The sequence below is a fragment of the Bradyrhizobium sp. JR4.1 genome (assembly GCF_040548605.1).
Taxonomy (GTDB): Bacteria; Pseudomonadota; Alphaproteobacteria; order Rhizobiales; family Xanthobacteraceae; genus Bradyrhizobium; species Bradyrhizobium canariense.
In genome coordinates this window covers 971,563-987,572 of sequence record NZ_JBEPRY010000001.1, presented here as the reverse complement: position 1 = coordinate 987,572, position 16,010 = coordinate 971,563, and the positions used below count along the sequence as shown (strand labels likewise).

Here is a 16,010-nt window from a genome sequence, read left to right as displayed (position 1 = left end):
CCGGCGGGCCGTTTTGTTTTGGCCGAGGAAGAAGGGGAGGGAGCGCATCGAATGCTTGGCGACTAACTCCTCGTCGCCTGCCAGGTGCCGCTGCACTGATCGCCGGAGATGATACCCCTCCACGAACCGGCGCCGTTCACGCCGGCAAGCCGACCGCCGCCGCTGGCATGGGACGCCCCGACCGAGACCTGGACCGCGACGGTACCGCTGCGATTGACCTTGCCGGAGACCCGGCCACCGCCGGCGGACGACACCCGGCTGCCGGCGACGGTGAAGGGAACGCTGTAGCCGGAGCTGCAATTGCCGCGGGTGGTGGCGAAGGTGACGTTCCAGACTCCGTCATAGCCGCGGATGCGCGCATCGGCAGTCGAGGGAAACGCAGCCATGGCGAGCACGGCCAACAGCGCCAGGCGGCGCGGACGAGCGAAATCAGTCAAAGACGGAAGCGATTGGGAAAAATGGGGCATTCTGGTCCTGCTCCGGGCGACACGGCCCGGACATGAAGATAGCAATTCCGGATAGTCGGCGGCTAGGTTCCGCCGGTTCATCGTTGCCAATTCGCCCGTCCTCTGTCATAAGCCCAGCCTTCATTGCCCGGCTGATTAAGGGCTGCCGTGGCGGTGTCCGTGCGGGTTTCGCGCTTGTTCGTAAAACCTGAGCACAATCAACGCTCTAACGAGCATTTTGACGGCCAGCCGCCTTTGCGGGCGGATTTCTATGGCCATTAGGAGAGCCAAATGCCCAAGCTGAAGACCAAATCGGGCGCTAAAAAGCGCTTCAAGGTGACTGCCACCGGCAAAGTGATGTTCGCGCATCGTAGCAAGCGGCACGGCATGATCAAGCGGACGAAGAAGCAGATCCGGCAGCTGCGCGGCACCGCCGTGCTGTTCAAGACCGACGGCGACAACGTCAAGAAGTACTTCTTGCCGAACGCCTGATCGCGTCCACGATCATTGCCACCCGCGCCGCAGCTTTCGCGGCGATCCGAACATCAAGTCACTTCTGAAGGATATTTGTCATGGCTCGCGTCAAACGCGGTGTGACCGCCCACGCCAAGCACAAGAAAGTCTACAAGGCCGCCAAGGGTTTCCGCGGCCGCCGCAAGAACACGATCCGCACCGCCAAGCCGGCGGTCGAGAAGGCTCTCGTGTATGCCTTCCGTGATCGCAAGCGCAAGAAGCGGACGTTCCGCGCGCTCTGGATCCAGCGCATCAACGCCGCCGTGCGTCCGTTCGGCCTGACCTACAGCCGCTTTATCGACGGCATGGCCAAGTCCGGGATCACCGTGGACCGCAAGGTGCTGTCGGATCTCGCGATCAACGAGCCCGCGTCGTTCCAGGCGATCGCCGAGAAGGCCAAAGCCGCTCTGGCGGCCTGAAGCCTAACGGCCGGCTCCGCCGGCCTTCAGCGCGCGTTGCGAGTAGCGCTGGGCGATCTCCGCCCGGCAGAATGCGGTGAATGACAAATACATGGTGCCGGATTTATTCCGGTACTTCCGGTCGCACACGCGCATCTCGCGTTGGTAAGCCTGTTTCCGCGCACTGTTGAGGCTGGGCATGAAGTCCGCCTCGCATTTCTTCTCGACGGCGGCGCCGAGCTGGACATCGCCGCTCGCGGTCAATTGGCAATCCTGAAACACTTTCATCGCGCTTTCGCAGCCCTTCTGGGCACCGATGGTGTCGACGACCTCGTCCAGCGTCATGGATTTCTCCATGCAGACCATGGCGCGCGCCGGGGTGCTCGTGACAGAGAGAACGACGGCGAGAGCAGCCAGACCGGATCTTGAGAGCATCGCGAAAGTCTCCTCATATCCTCCTTGGTGCCAGCCTCCCGCGCGAGGTTCAACCCAGCCGCTCGTCAGCCCGAATCACCGGCTTTTCGCTTGACGTTACGGCCTTCGGGCGGCGACAACCCAGCCGAATTTGGCAGCAGGGATTTGACCGTGTCCGACCTCGCAATGCTCGAAACATCCATCCTCGACCAGATCGCCGCCGCCGGCGACGAGGCCGCCCTCGAAGCGGTGCGCGTCGCAGCCCTCGGCAAGAAGGGTTCGATCTCGGCGCTGCTTGCCACGCTCGGAAAAATGTCGCCGGACGAACGCAAGACCCAAGGTGCTGCGATCAACCAGGCCAAGGACAAGGTCACCGAGGCACTCGCCGCGCGGCGCGACGTCTTGAAATCGGCGGCGCTCGACGCGCGGCTTGCGTCGGAAACCATCGACGTCACCCTGCCGCTGCGCGATGCGCCGGCTGAAGCCGGCCGCATCCATCCGCTGAGCCAGGTCTGGGACGAGCTGACCACGATCTTCGCCGATATGGGATTCTCGGTCGCCGAAGGCCCGGATATCGAAACCGACGACTACAACTTCACCAAGCTGAATTTTCCGGAAGGCCATCCCGCGCGCGAGATGCACGACACCTTCTTCTTCCATCCGAAGGAGGACGGCTCCCGCATGCTGTTGCGAACCCACACCTCGCCGGTGCAGGTGCGCACCATGCTGAGCCAGAAGCCGCCGATCCGCGTGATCTGCCCGGGCCGCACCTATCGCATCGATTCGGATGCGACGCACACGCCGCAATTCCACCAGGTCGAAGGCCTCGTCATCGACAAGCACTCGCATCTCGGCCACCTCAAATGGATCCTGCACGAGTTCTGCAAGGCGTTCTTCGAGGTCGACCATATCAACATGCGTTTCCGGCCCTCGTTCTTCCCGTTCACCGAGCCGTCGCTGGAAGTCGACATCCAGTGCCGCCGCGACAAGGGCGAGATCCGCTTCGGCGAGGGCGAGGACTGGCTCGAGATTCTCGGCTGCGGCATGGTGCATCCGAACGTGCTGCGCGCCTGCGGCATCGATCCCGACGAGTATCAGGGCTTCGCCTGGGGCATGGGCATCGACCGCATCGCCATGTTGAAATACGGCATCGCCGATTTGCGCCAGCTGTTCGACAGCGACGTCCGCTGGCTCTCCCATTACGGCTTCAAGCCGCTCGAAGTGCCGACGCTGGCGGGAGGGCTGAGCTCGTGATGGGCTTGCCCGGACACGCGTACGCAAAGACTCTCTCCGTTCCCTCCCCCCTTGTGGGGGAGGGTCAGGGAGGGGGGTAGCCGCGGATGCCGCACGCAGTTGTAAGCCAGCGTCAGCGCGGCCGGGCGAAGCAGCTTCGCCAAGCGATGACGCGCGCCGAAACACTGCTGTGGCGGTATTTGAAGGCTAACCGGATGGATGGTGTCGGCATCCGACGCCAGACGCCGATCGGAAACTACATCGCCGATTTCGTTTGTTTCTCATCAAAACTCATCATCGAGGTCGATGGGGAATCTCACGATTTCGAAGAGCGCCAAAAGGCGGATCAACAGCGCGATGCGTTCTTTGCTGCCGAGGGTTTTCAGGTTCTGCGCTTCACCAACGAGCAGGTGATGACAAATCTGGAGGGCGTTGTTGAGGCAATCCGCCAGGCGGCATCCGCCGGAGCCCGCGGCTTACCCCCCTCCCTGACCCTCCCCCACAAGGGGGGAGGGAACATTGACACCGACAAAAGCAACTCAGTGAACACCGACAAGAGCCGAGGCACACAGCCATGAAATTCACTCTCTCCTGGCTGAAGGAACATCTCGACACCGACGAGCCGCTGGACAAGCTGGCCGAGAAGCTCACCATGATCGGGCTCGAGGTCGAGAACATCGAGGACAAGGCGAAGGCGCTGAAGCCCTTCACCATCGCGAAGGTGATCTCCGCCGAGCAGCATCCGAATGCCGATCGGCTGCGCGTCTGCATGGTCGACACCGGCGACGGTGGCGCGCCGGTGCAGGTGGTGTGCGGCGCGCCGAATGCGCGGACGGGTCTTGTCAGCGTGTTTTCGCCGCCCGGCACCTACATTCCCGGCAAGGACATCACCCTCGGGGTCGGCACCATCCGCGGCGTCGAGAGCCGCGGCATGCTGTGCTCGGCGGCCGAATTGCAGATTTCCAACGACCATGACGGCATCATGGAATTGCCCGCGGATGCGCCGATCGGCGCTGCTTACGCTCCATGGGCCGGCCTCGGCGATCCCGTGGTCGAGATCAATCTGACACCGAACCGGCAGGACTGCACCGGCGTGCACGGCATCGCGCGCGATCTTGCCGCCGCCGACATGGGCAAGTTCAAGGACCCCACCATCAAGCCGATCAAGGGCGAATTTCCTTGCCCGGTGAAGGTCACGGTCGAGGACGCGACGTTGTGCCCGGGTTTTGCGCTGCGGCTGGTGCGCGGCGTGAAGAACGGGCCGTCGCCGGAGTGGCTGCAGAAGCGGCTGACCGCGATCGGGCTGCGTCCGATCAACGCGCTGGTCGACATCACCAACTTCATGACTTACGACCGCGCGCGGCCGCTGCACGTGTTCGACGCGAAGAAAGTGAAGGGCAATCTCGTGGTGCGCCGCGCCCGTGACGGCGAGACGCTGCTCGCGCTGGACGGCCGCACCTACAATCTCGATCCCAACGTCTGCGTGATCGCGGACGAGCACGGCGTCGAATCGCTCGCCGGCATCATGGGCGGCGAGGCCTCGGGCTGCGACGAGACCACCACGGACGTGCTGATCGAATCGGCGCTGTGGAACGAGATCAACATCGCCCAGACCGGCCGCAAGCTCGGCATCAATTCGGACGCGCGCTACCGTTTCGAGCGCGGTGTCGATCCGGCTTTCATGGTGCCGGGGCTGGAGCTCGCGACCAAACTCGTGCTGGAGATGTGCGGCGGCACGCCGTCGGAGAACGTCGTGGTCGGCAAGACCTTCGGCGACGACCGCGTGATCGATTTTCCGGTCAACGAGGTCAAGCGGCTGTCGGGCATCGAAGTGCCGATGCCGGAGATGAAGCGCATCCTGACCCATCTCGGCTTCATGATGGCGGGCCCGGGTCCGGTCGTGAAGGTCGCCGTGCCGTCGTGGCGTACCGACGTGCACGGCAAGGCCGACATCGTCGAGGAAGTCGTCCGTATCCACGGCGTCGACAAGGTGCCGATGACGCCGTTCGAGCGCGGCGAGGACGCACGCAAATCCGTGCTGACCCCGCTCCAGCTCCGCACCCGCCGCGCCAGGCGCGCGCTGGCGAGCCGCGGCATCATCGAAGCGGTGACATGGTCCTTCATCACGAAATCCGCGGCCGAGTTGTTCGGCGGCGGCCAGCGCGAACTCGAGGTCGCCAACCCGATCGCGTCGGATTTGTCCGACATGCGCCCGACCCTGTTGGCGGGCCTGATCGCGGCGGCGCAGGCCAATGCCGATCGCGGCTTTGGCGATGTCGCGCTGTTCGAAGTCGGGCAGGTGTTCAAGGGCGATCGCCCGCAGGATCAGTTCATGGCGGCAAGCGGCGTCCGCCGCGGCTTTGCGTCATCGCAGGGTCTCGGACGGCACTGGTCGGGTTCGGCGCAGGCTGATTTGTTCGACGCCAAGGCCGATGCGCTCGCGGTGCTCGCTGCCGCCGGCGCACCGATGCAGGCCCTTCAGATCGTCGCGGGCGGCCCGTCCTGGCTGCATCCCGGGCGCTCCGGTACGATCCAGATCGGGCCGCAGAACGTGCTGGGTTATTTCGGCGAGATGCATCCGCGCGCGCTCGAGGCGCTCGGCGCCGGTGGCCCGCTGATGGTGTTCGAGGTGATCCTCGACCGCATCCCCGAGGCGAAGAAGAAGCCGACCCGTGCCAAGCCCGTGATCGAGCTGTCGGCATTTCAGCCCGTGTCGCGTGACTTCGCCTTCATCGTCGACCGCACCGTGAAGGGCGGCGACATCGTGCGCGCGGCCCAGAGCGTCGACAAGAAGCTGATCACCGCTGTGAACGTATTCGACGTCTACGAAGGCAAGGGCATCGACGACGGCAAGAAGTCGATCGCAATCGCAGTGACGATCCAGCCGCGCGAAAAGACCCTGACCGACCAGGAGATCGAGGCCGTTGGCGCGAAGATCGTGGCGGAGGTGACGAAGAAGACCGGCGGCACTTTGAGAGCATGATCATGCTCGAGAAATCATAGAGCATGAGTCTCACTGACTTTCTTCCGAAGGACGTCAGCCTCACCATTGCGATGGCGCTCTGCGCCGTCGCTTTCGTTTCGGGCACCGCGCGCGGCTTCTCCGGCTTCGGCTCGGCGCTGATCTTCATGCCGCTGGCGAGCAGCATCGCGGCGCCGCGTCTGGTTGCCGCGCTGCTCCTCGTGATCGATTTCGTCGCGGCCGCGCCGCTGCTGCCTGACGCCTGGCGCAAGGCCGACCGCAAGGCCACTGCCGTGATCGTGCTGGGCGCGCTGGTCGGCGTGCCCGTCGGCACCTATTTCCTCAGCGTGCTCGAACCCGTTACGACGCGATGGATCATCTCCTGCTTCGTCGCCGCGCTGTTGCTTCTGCTACTGTCGGGCTGGCGCTATCGCGGCAAGGACCATGCCTGGCTCTCGGTCGGCATCGGCAGCCTCTCCGGCTTCTGCAGCGGCCTCGCCCAGACCGGCGGCCCGCCGATCGTCGGCTACTGGCTCGGCCGTCCCATCGCCCCGATTGTCGCGCGCGCCAACATCTTGCTGTTTTTTGGCGCGTCGGATTTTTTCTCGATGGTCAGCTATGCGACGACCGGCCTGATCTCGCGCGAATCGCTCGTGCTCTCGCTGATCGTCGGTCCGGTCTATGCGATCGGCGTCGCCTTCGGTGCGTCGCTGTTCGGCCGTGCCAGCGAAAAGGTGTTTCGCGCGATTTGCTACGGGCTGATCGCGATCGCGGTGGTCGCGGGACTGCCGCTGCTGGATGGGGTGTTACGCTGAATTGTCCTTAGTCGTCCTGGCGAAAGCCAGGACCCATTACCCCGGTCAGCGTTTGTAGCGCGACTGACAACCACAACTCTTCGCCAAACGACTTCCTGGGGTAATGGGTCCTGGATCTGCGCTGCGCTTGTCCAGGACGACGGCTGAATCAATTGCCCTATTGCCGCGGCGCCCTGCGCTTCTTCGTCGACTGCGTCGGCACGTCGGCCGGCTCGTCCTTGAGCGCGCCGATCTTGCGCAAGGCTGCGTCCGCGGCGCGCTCGCCGCTTTCCCAGGCGCCGTCGACAGTGCCCCACAGCGTCTCGTGCGTGGCTTCGCCGGCGAGGAACATGTTGCCGATCGGCTCGGCCAGGATTCTTCGCGAGAGCTGACCGCCGGGCGAGGCCGCCGACATCGCACCCATCACGAAAGGCGAGGCGTTCCAGCGCGTCACGCTGGCCTTCTGCACTGCGGCGGCGACTTCGCTGCCGAACAGCTTCGTGATCCATTCTCTGGCGAAGGCCGTCATCGCCTTCTCGCCTTGCCGAGTGAGATCGCGGCCGAACGAGCCGCCGACATCGATCGAACACAGCGAGGAGCCGCCGATATTGGCGAACATCAGCGCTGTGCGCGTCGAGTTGCTCTGCTCGATCAGGATGTCGTCGCGCGACAGGCCGAGCGGATTGCCCGGCAGTTGCAGCACGATGTGATCGTAGCTTCCGAGCGTGAGCTTCGATGCGGCATCGAGCGTGCGCTTGGGAATGTCAGGCCCAAACTTGATCGCGCCCGAAATCAGCACATTGGTCGAGACCGTGATGATGGCGGCGCGTGCGGCGATCTTGCCCGCCTGTGTCTCCACGCTGACGTCGCGATTGCTCCAGACGATCCGGCTCGCCGGCGTCGACAACGCGACCGGCGCCTGCTCACCGAGTTTGGCGATCAGGGTCCCCAGGCCCTGGCGGCAGGCGATCGCGGCGTTGCGATCCTGTGCCCGCGCCTTGTCGATCGCAGACAGCTCCTTCAGGTCCTTGCCGGCGAAGCTCGCGCCCAGCATGAACTCGGCCGCGCCGGCCCAATCACCGAGATCCTTCGGCAGCACAGAGGCGCAGGCGGTATCGAGCTTGCCGCGCGCGGCCTCGTCGATGGCGCGGTTGGCGCGCACCAGCGCCGCCAGGAACTCCTCGGTCTCGCCGGCCCGCGCATTGCGGCGGCCGATGCGCATCTTCTGGCCTGATGGGGCCGGCAACACGTCGAGCCCGGCGCTGCGCGCCAGCCGGATCATCGGATTGGTGTCGGGATTGTGCATCCAGCGCGCCCCGCGATCGAACGGCGTGTCGAAGGTGGTCGTATCCGTGATGCAGCGGCCGCCGATCTGCGACGCCGCTTCCACCACCACGACCTTGCGATTGGCCGCCATGATGCGCCGCGCCGCGGCAATTCCGGCCGCGCCCGCGCCGATCACGACAATGTCAGCCTCGCGCGGCAGGGTCGCGGCGGTTGCGCGCAGGACCGGCATCGCGGCAAGGCCCGCCGACGCCGATAGGAAGCTGCGGCGCGTGATTGTCATGGCATGGTTTCCGGAGACTTGCAGCAAACGGGAACAGCTAGCGAACCTTGCCGTATCTGATGTTGCGCGGCAACCATCATGGTGAATCAATCGTGCTTGATGTCACGGAGCGATGAACCGAATTGCAACACGTTCCGACCATGGTAGAGAAGAGAAAAAGACGGCCGGAAAAGGCCGTGGGGGAGTTTTGAAATGGGGACGGTCCTGGATTCAGTCGGCAAGCTGATTGCCGCGTACCTCTCGAAGGAGGTGCCGGGCTATGAGCCGTTCACGCCGAGCGACCCCGAGCATCTGCGCGGCATCATGGAGCCCGGCGACGTGCTGCTGGTCGAGGGCAACAACCGCATCTCCGGCATCATCAAATATCTGACGCAGTCGACCTGGTCCCACGGCGCACTCTATGTCGGCCCGATCGAGGGCGCGGAAGAGCCCGACGGCGAGCCGCACGTGCTGATCGAGGCCAATATCGGCGAAGGCGTCACCTCCGCGCCGCTGTCGAAATATTTCCCCTATCACACCCGCGTCTGCCGCCCGGTCGGGCTGTCCTATGAGGACCGCACCACGGTCTGCCGCTATGCGATCAACCGCATCGGCTTCGGCTACGACACCAAGAACATCGTCGACCTGATGCGCTTTCTGTTTCCGCTGCCGATCCCGCAGCGCTGGCGGCGCCGCATGATCTCGATCGGCTCGGGCGATCCCACCAAGATCATCTGCTCGGCCCTGATCGCGCAGGCGTTCGACGCCGTGCGCTATCCGATCCTGCCGAAGATCACCAAGGCCGGCAGCCGTGCTGCCCGCCGCGAGATCCTGCATATCCGCGATTCCTCGCTCTACATGCCCCGCGACTTCGACATCTCGCCCTATTTCGAGGTCGTCAAACCCACCATCGTGCACGGCTTCGACTACACCGCCTTGCACTGGGCCGACAAGCAGAAGCCGCTCGAGGAGGTAGCCGGCACATTCAGTGTGTTTCCAGAAACGTTCAGTGCGCCGCCGCTCGTTCCTGAAGCGATTGACGAAGAGGCGCCGGTTCCGGCTGAAGAAGTGAGCGCGCATCCAGCGGAGATGGTCGATCGCATCACCGTCTCGGAGCGCTTCCGGCGGCTGAAGAAGCTGGCCATGGACCGCCCAAGGCGGCGCGGTCGGGCGCGCGAAAGGGCGGCGTAGCCTCGACTGCCCTTGCGTCGTCCTGGCGAAAGCCAGGACCCATTATCGCAGAGAGACGTTTGGCGAAGATTCGTCGTTCGGTACAGCTACCTGGCAAGCTCGATGGATTCCGCGGTATGGGTCCTGGCTCCCGTGCGCAATTGCGCACTAGGCCAGGACGACGCCAGAGGAAATATCGCGCATCCCTCTCCGCCATTGTGCGAGCGTCGCAAGGGAGCGACGAGCAGAACCTACCGCTCCGCCCGCCCGATCACCGCCATCAGCTCCGCGATCTTCTCGCGCTGGTCCGCCTTGTCGCCGCTCGCGATCGCATGCTCGACGCAATGGGCGACGTGATCTTTCAGAACCTCTTCCTCGACCCGGCGCAGCGCGGCGCGCACCGCCGAGATCTGGGTGACGATGTCGATGCAATAGCGGTCTTCCTCGACCATTTTCGAGAGGCCGCGAACCTGCCCCTCGATCCGGCCAAGACGTTTGCCGACGGATGCCTTGATGTCCTTGCGCATGCGGTCTATATACCCCCCTAGGGTATAACTTGCAAGGCCGGAGCGTGGCAATGAACGACGCCGAACATGAGCACCGTCACAGCGCGGACACACATTCCGGATGCGGCTGTTCCAGTAAGGGTGCCCCGGTCGACAAGCCCGCGGCTGCGTCCTGCTGCGGCGCGCACGGCGATCACGCGCATGACCACGGCGCCGCGGCAAAAGTCCGCGATCCCGTCTGCGGCATGACGGTCGATCCCGCGACGTCCAAGCACCGCTTCGACCATCATGCCGAGACCTTCCATTTCTGCTCGGCCGGCTGCCGCGCCAAATTCGCCGCCGACCCCGCAAAATATCTCACCAAAGAGAAGACACCCCAGCCCGAGATGCCCGCAGGCACGATCTACACCTGTCCGATGCATCCGCAGATCCGCCAGGCCGGACCCGGCACCTGCCCGATCTGCGGCATGGCTCTGGAGCCGGAAGTGGCAAGTTTGGAGACCGGCCCCAATCCTGAGCTTGCCGACATGACGCGGCGGTTCTGGATCGGCGGCGCGCTGGCGCTGCCGGCCGTCGTGCTGGAGATGGGCGGCCATCTCGCGGGCCCGCACAACTGGATCGATGCGACGCTGTCGAACTGGATCCAGCTCGTCTTCGCCACGCCCGTGGTGCTGTGGGCCGGTTGGCCGTTCTTCGTCCGCGGCTGGCAGTCGCTGCTGACGCGCAACCTCAACATGTTCACGCTGATCGCGATGGGCACGGGCGTTGCCTATGTCTACAGCCTGATCGGCACCATCGCGCCGCAGATTTTCCCGGCCACCTTCCGCGGCCACGAAGGCGCGATCGCGGTCTATTTCGAGGCGGCGGCGGTCATCACCGTGCTGGTGCTGCTCGGGCAGGTGCTGGAGCTGCGCGCCCGCGACGCGACGTCGGGTGCGATCAAGGCGCTGCTGCAGCTCGCTCCGAAGACCGCGCGCCGCATCGATGCTGAGGGCGGCGAGCACGAGGTCGAGATCGACGCACTTCATGCCGGTGACCGCTTGCGCGTGCGTCCTGGCGAAAAAGTGCCGGTCGACGGCGTCATTCTGGAAGGTCGTTCCTCGCTCGACGAGTCGCTGGTCACAGGCGAATGCATGCCGGTGACCAAGGAGACGGACGCGAAGGTGATCGCCGGCACGCTCAACCAATCCGGCAGCTTCATCATGCGCGCCGACAAGGTCGGGCGTGAGACGCTGCTGTCGCAGATCGTGCAGATGGTTGCGGACGCGCAGCGCTCGCGCGCGCCGATCCAGCGTCTCGCCGACCAGGTCGCGGGCTGGTTCGTGCCGGCAGTGATTGCGGTCGCGGTCGCTGCTTTCGCGGCCTGGGCTTGGTTCGGGCCGGAGCCGCGACTGGCCTTCGGCCTCGTCGCCGCCGTCAGCGTGCTGATCATCGCCTGCCCCTGCGCGCTTGGCCTGGCGACTCCGATGTCGATCATGGTCGGCGTCGGCCGCGGCGCGCAGGCAGGCGTGCTGATCAAGAACGCCGAGGCGCTGGAGCGAATGGAGAAGATCGACACGCTGGTGGTCGACAAGACCGGCACCCTGACCGAGGGCAAGCCGAAGGTGGTCGCGATCGTGCCGGCCACCGGCTTTGCGGAAGATGATATCCTCCGCATGGCCGCCAGCGTCGAGCGCGCCAGCGAGCATCCTCTGGCCGATGCGATCATGCGCGCCGCAAAGGAGAAGCAGCTCGCGCTGGGCCAGGTCGAGCAATTCGATTCGCCGACGGGCAAGGGCGCGACCGGCAAGGTCGACGGCAAAACCATCGTGCTCGGCAATGCCAGATATCTGATGTCGATCGGCATCGACACCCAAGCACTCGATGGCGAGGCCGAACGGCTGCGCGGCGATGGCGCGACCGTGATCAACATGGCGGTCGACGGCCGGCTTGCCGGCCTGTTCGCGATCGCCGATCCGGTCAAGGCTTCCACGCCCGAGGCCCTGAAGGCACTGGCAGCCGAAGGCATCAAGGTCATCATGCTGACCGGTGACAACCGCACCACGGCCGAGGCCGTCGCACGCCGGCTCGGCATCGCCGATGTCGAGGCCGAGGTGCTGCCGGATCAGAAGAGCGCGGTGGTGACAAAGTTGCAGAAGGCCGGCCGCAGCGTCGCGATGGCCGGCGACGGCGTCAACGACGCGCCGGCGCTGGCCGCAGCCGAAGTCGGCATCGCCATGGGCACCGGCACGGACGTGGCGATGGAGAGCGCCGGCGTCACGCTGCTGAAGGGCGATCTCACCGGCATCGTGCGGGCGCGAAAACTGTCGCAGGCGACGATGAGCAACATCCGGCAAAACCTGTTCTTCGCCTTCATCTACAACGCCGCCGGCATTCCGATCGCGGCCGGCATCCTCTATCCGACCTTCGGCGTGCTGCTCTCGCCGATCATCGCCGCGGCCGCGATGGCGCTGTCCTCGGTCAGCGTCGTTGGAAATGCGCTGCGGCTGCGGGCAACGCGGCTGTGAGCGAGCGCCCTCTCTCTCGCACCGTTCACGAAACGAGGTAAGATGCGCGTAGCCCGGATGGAGCGGAGCGAAATCCGGGATCTGTCCACGTATCGAAGCCGCCACGGATTGCGCTTCGCTCCATCCGGGCTACCACATCATCGCCGAACGCGGCGTGCGTTATGGCCGCGTGGTGATGATCCCGACGGGGACAGCAAGCAGGCGAAGGCACGGAAGCAGGCGCACCGGCATGAGTAGATTTGCCGCGCAGGCGGTGCGTTCCCCTCTCCCCTTGTGGGAGAGGGTGGCTCGCCGCGAAGCGGCGAGACGGGTGAGGGGTATGTGTCCGCGACTACTCCTCTTCGAGCTCGCGGAGAGCCACCCCTCATCCGGCGCTTCGCGCCACCTTCTCCCACAAGGGGAGAAGGGAAGAGCGTTCCACCCTGCGGATTTAAGCCGCCTTCGCCGCGCTCCCACCCGGCAATCCCGCCCGGGCGAGGCCGCCGTAGAGCTGCTCATTCGGCATTTCCTCGCGCAGGATCCTGCGCACCGCGATCAATTTCTCCAAATCGATGCCGGTCGCAAAGCCCTTGCTCTCGCACAGGAACACGAGATCCTCGAACACGACATTGCCGGTCGCGCCGGGAGCGAAGGGGCAGCCGCCGAGGCCGCCGAGCGAGCCGTCGAGGATACGCGCGCCTTCGTCGAGCGCCGCGGCCGCGTTCGCGATGCCCATGCCGCGGGTGTCGTGGAGATGGATGCAGATCGGCTTTGACCCCGCGAGCTTCACCGCGGCGCGCGTCAGCTCCGCCACCTGCTTCGGCCCGGCATAGCCGACGGTGTCGGCGATGCCGACGAAATCGACACCGGCCTCCAGGCATTTGTCGACCAGCCGCAGCACTTCTGCAGGGTCGACCGCCCCGGTGATCGAGCAGCCCAGCGCCATCGAGATCGCCGCGTTGACCAGCGGCTTGTGGCTGGTGCCATCGCGCATCTCGCACAGGCGTTTCAGATTGGCGATCGCGGACTCGCGCGAGCGGTGCGCATTGGCCTGGCTGTGCTCTTCCGTTGCCGAGACCACGGAGGCGATTTCGCCGACGCCGGATTCCAGCGCCTCGTTCACGCCGCGTTCGTTGAGCGCAAGCGCGATGCCATGCGCGCCGGGCAATGAAGCGACGGTCGCGACGACGTCGCGAACATCGACGAATTGCGGAAACGTCTTTGCCGGCAGGAACGAGCCGACCTCGAAATGCCGCACACCGGCGGCATATTCCTCGCGCACCCAGCGTTGCTTGGCTTCGGTCGACGGAATTTTCTTCACGAGCTGGAGCCCGTCGCGCAGGCCGACTTCGCGCAGGCTGACGCGTTCTGCGGGGTAAATCTCCTGAATCCGGCTCATGCGCGCCTCCCTGTTGTTTTTGACGTGGCGTCTTCATTTTCGGTGTTGATCTCGGCGCGAACGGTCGCGGTGTCGCCCCCGAGCGGCGCGACCCTCAGGCCTTCGCCGATATGGCTGCCGTTCCACTCGATCGGCAGCGCCGGCACCCGGAACGGCTTGCCGTCGGCGGTGACATTGTTGACGAGGCCGCCCGGCCGCAGCACATGCGGATCGGTGAAGAGATCCTCGGGCCGGTTGATCGGAGAAAAGCAGATGTTGAGCGCATCGAGCCTCTGCGACAGTCTTGCCACGTCCCACTGCCTGATGATCCCGGCCGCGCGCGGAATGATCCGCGCACGCGCCAGAATGCGATCGGTCGTGGTGCGCAAGGCGGGATCATCGAGGAATTCAGTCAGGCCGAACTCGCGGCAAAAGCTCTGCCAATGGCCTTCGGTGACGACGCCGATGAAGATGCGCTCGCCGCCGGCGGTCTCGAAGATGTCGTAGATCGGCCACGCATGCTCGCGCTCCGGCATCGAGCGCGGCTTGTTGCCGGTCATCTCGTATTCGACCATGTGCTGGGCAACCAGAAACAGGCAGTTCTCGAACAGGCCGATGCGGATGTCGGCGCCGTCGCGTTGTCCCCCGCGCTTCTGATAGAGCGCAGCGAGGATCGCGATCACACCGAACATGCCGCCCATGATGTCGTTGGCGGACGAGCCGACACGCTGGGGCTTTTCGCTGGTGCCGGTCATGGCGGCAAGCCCCGCCATCATCTGCACGACCTCGTCGAGCGCGGGGCGGTGCTCGTAGGGACCGGAGAGGAAACCCTTGTGGCCGGCGATGATCAGCTCCGGATGCCGGCGGCGCAGTTCGTCGGCGCCAAGCCCCTGCTTCGCGAGCTGGCCGTCGCGAAAATTCTCCAGGAACACGTCGGCCGTCGCCAGCAGCCGGTGCATGGTGTCGAGATCCTCAGGCTTCTCGAAATCCAGCACCACGCTGCGCTTGCCGCGGTTGAACAACGGGAAGAAAGCGGTGCCCATGCCTCCCAGGCTCCGGGTCTTGTCGCCCGCGGGCGGCTCGACCTTGATCACGTCGGCTCCGAGCTGCGCCAGGATCATGCCGCAGGTCGGGCCCATGACCATGTGGGTCATCTCGATGACGCGCACGCCTGCAAGCGGCAATCCGGCCACCGATTCTTCCGTCGCCATATGCGCCTGTTCCTTTGCCCGGCTGGTTCCGCTTGTTGTCAAGCGGGTTGGTGAAGCAACGGTCTTGCCGAATTCATCGTGGCTTCGTTGATGCGGGCGGTCAATCCGGCCATAAGCGGTGCCGCCGATCTCCCTTGCCGAAGTGGCCCGGGGTGTCTACCTCTCGCGGGTGATTTCGTGAGAGGTACTCCCATGCTGGATGCCGCCGTCAAGGCGCTGTCGCAAATGATCTCGCCGCCGATGCGCTCGATCCTGTGGCGGTCGATCGGCGTCGCACTGGTGCTGATCATCGTGCTGGCGATCGGCTTGCAGCGGCTCCTGAGCTGGTTTGCGACCTATGGCGAGGCCTGGCTGGAAGGCCTGCTCGGTCCGGGCTGGCACTCATCGCTCGAGGTGTTGTCCTGGATCATTTCGATCGCCGCGGGCTTCGGCGTCGTGTTCGGGGCTGTGTTCCTGATGCCCGCCATCACCTCGCTGGTGGCGAGCCTGTTCGTCGACGACGTCGCCGACATCGTCGAGCGCGAGCACTATCCGGCGGAGCGGCCGGGCGTCGCGCTGCCGTTCAGCCAGGCGATCTACGAGGGCGTCAAGACCGCGCTGCTGACGATCCTGGTCTACCTGATCGCGTTGCCGCTGGTGCTGTTCGCCGGCGCCGGTTTCCTGGTCTTCTTCCTCGCCACGGCCTGGCTGCTCGGCCGCGAATATTTCGAGCTCGCGGCGATGCGGTTTCGCTCGCCGGAGGAAGCCAAGGCGATGCGGCGCGACAATGCCGCGACCATCTTCACCGCGGGCCTGTTCATCGCAGCCTTCGTCTCGATCCCGATCGTCAATCTGGCGACGCCGATCTTCGCCATGGCCTTCATGGTCCACATGCATAAGCGGCTCTCAGGCCCGCGGCCCGAGCTGATCGAGCCGGCGCGACAGATGCGGTGAGGGGACGCTCCCTCTCCCGC

The 16,010-nt window shown here is 65.1% G+C and carries 15 protein-coding genes; 9 read left to right on the top strand and 6 right to left on the bottom strand.

The window, feature by feature from the left end; genetic code table 11:
• Positions 1 to 62 precede the first annotated feature (62 nt).
• The gene (locus ABIB90_RS04730; protein WP_007598546.1) at positions 63 to 467 is read right to left on the bottom strand and encodes a hypothetical protein; all 405 of its coding nucleotides are present in this window, start codon (positions 465 to 467) and stop codon (positions 63 to 65) included.
• A gap of 270 nt (positions 468 to 737) precedes the next feature.
• On the opposite strand from ABIB90_RS04730, the gene rpmI reads away from it, so the two are divergent.
• A complete protein-coding gene (gene rpmI, locus ABIB90_RS04725; RefSeq protein ID WP_007598540.1) occupies positions 738 to 938 on the top strand; it encodes a 50S ribosomal protein L35 in 201 nt (66 codons plus the stop codon).
• Between the two features lie 80 nt (positions 939 to 1,018).
• Positions 1,019 to 1,378 (top strand): 50S ribosomal protein L20, encoded by a 360-nt coding sequence (rplT, locus tag ABIB90_RS04720; RefSeq protein ID WP_007598538.1) that lies wholly within the window; start codon positions 1,019 to 1,021, stop codon positions 1,376 to 1,378.
• 3 nt (positions 1,379 to 1,381) lie between these two features.
• Here the strand turns inward: rplT and ABIB90_RS04715 are convergent, their stop codons facing one another.
• Entirely contained in the window at positions 1,382 to 1,792 is a 411-nt protein-coding gene (locus tag ABIB90_RS04715) for a hypothetical protein (RefSeq protein ID WP_354127087.1), read from the bottom strand.
• Between the two features lie 150 nt (positions 1,793 to 1,942).
• On the opposite strand from ABIB90_RS04715, the gene pheS reads away from it, so the two are divergent.
• The 4 genes from pheS to ABIB90_RS04695 all read left to right on the top strand — a co-directional run bounded on the left by pheS (position 1,943) and on the right by ABIB90_RS04695 (position 6,781).
• The gene (gene pheS / locus ABIB90_RS04710; protein ID WP_027514765.1) at positions 1,943 to 3,025 is read left to right on the top strand and encodes a phenylalanine--tRNA ligase subunit alpha; all 1,083 of its coding nucleotides are present in this window, start codon (positions 1,943 to 1,945) and stop codon (positions 3,023 to 3,025) included.
• An 86-nt stretch (positions 3,026 to 3,111) separates the two neighbouring features.
• Entirely contained in the window at positions 3,112 to 3,582 is a 471-nt protein-coding gene (locus ABIB90_RS04705) for an endonuclease domain-containing protein (RefSeq protein ID WP_354200310.1), read from the top strand.
• Complete coding sequence (gene pheT / locus ABIB90_RS04700) at positions 3,579 to 5,987, top strand: phenylalanine--tRNA ligase subunit beta (protein ID WP_354200309.1); 2,409 nt, start codon at positions 3,579 to 3,581, stop codon at positions 5,985 to 5,987. Before ABIB90_RS04705 ends, pheT begins: the two co-directional genes overlap by 4 nt.
• Before the next feature lie 23 nt (positions 5,988 to 6,010).
• Positions 6,011 to 6,781, top strand: a complete 771-nt coding sequence (locus ABIB90_RS04695; protein ID WP_354200308.1) for a sulfite exporter TauE/SafE family protein — start codon at positions 6,011 to 6,013, stop codon at positions 6,779 to 6,781.
• Positions 6,782 to 6,938: 157 nt separating this feature from the next.
• Here the strand turns inward: ABIB90_RS04695 and ABIB90_RS04690 are convergent, their stop codons facing one another.
• Positions 6,939 to 8,327 carry a flavin monoamine oxidase family protein gene (locus ABIB90_RS04690; RefSeq protein ID WP_354200307.1) on the bottom strand — a complete coding sequence of 463 codons (1,389 nt, stop codon included), beginning with the start codon at positions 8,325 to 8,327 and terminating at the stop codon, positions 6,939 to 6,941.
• Positions 8,328 to 8,519: 192 nt separating this feature from the next.
• Between ABIB90_RS04690 and ABIB90_RS04685 the strand changes: the two genes are divergently transcribed.
• Positions 8,520 to 9,497, top strand: coding sequence for a YiiX/YebB-like N1pC/P60 family cysteine hydrolase (locus tag ABIB90_RS04685; RefSeq protein WP_354200306.1), 978 nt, complete (start codon positions 8,520 to 8,522; stop codon positions 9,495 to 9,497).
• Positions 9,498 to 9,727: 230 nt separating this feature from the next.
• Here the strand turns inward: ABIB90_RS04685 and ABIB90_RS04680 are convergent, their stop codons facing one another.
• A complete protein-coding gene (locus ABIB90_RS04680) occupies positions 9,728 to 10,003 on the bottom strand; it encodes a metal-sensitive transcriptional regulator (RefSeq protein ID WP_007598521.1) in 276 nt (91 codons plus the stop codon).
• 50 nt (positions 10,004 to 10,053) lie between these two features.
• Here ABIB90_RS04680 and ABIB90_RS04675 point away from each other — a divergent pair, with 50 nt between their 5' ends.
• Entirely contained in the window at positions 10,054 to 12,489 is a 2,436-nt protein-coding gene (locus ABIB90_RS04675) for a heavy metal translocating P-type ATPase (RefSeq protein WP_354200305.1), read from the top strand.
• A 430-nt stretch (positions 12,490 to 12,919) separates the two neighbouring features.
• Here the strand turns inward: ABIB90_RS04675 and ABIB90_RS04670 are convergent, their stop codons facing one another.
• Entirely contained in the window at positions 12,920 to 13,867 is a 948-nt protein-coding gene (locus ABIB90_RS04670; RefSeq protein WP_354200304.1) for a hydroxymethylglutaryl-CoA lyase, read from the bottom strand.
• Complete coding sequence (locus tag ABIB90_RS04665) at positions 13,864 to 15,057, bottom strand: CoA transferase (RefSeq protein ID WP_354200303.1); 1,194 nt, start codon at positions 15,055 to 15,057, stop codon at positions 13,864 to 13,866. Before ABIB90_RS04665 ends, ABIB90_RS04670 begins: the two co-directional genes overlap by 4 nt.
• Before the next feature lie 192 nt (positions 15,058 to 15,249).
• Between ABIB90_RS04665 and ABIB90_RS04660 the strand changes: the two genes are divergently transcribed.
• Positions 15,250 to 15,990 (top strand): sulfate transporter family protein, encoded by a 741-nt coding sequence (locus ABIB90_RS04660; protein WP_007598514.1) that lies wholly within the window; start codon positions 15,250 to 15,252, stop codon positions 15,988 to 15,990.
• Positions 15,991 to 16,010 lie beyond the last annotated feature (20 nt).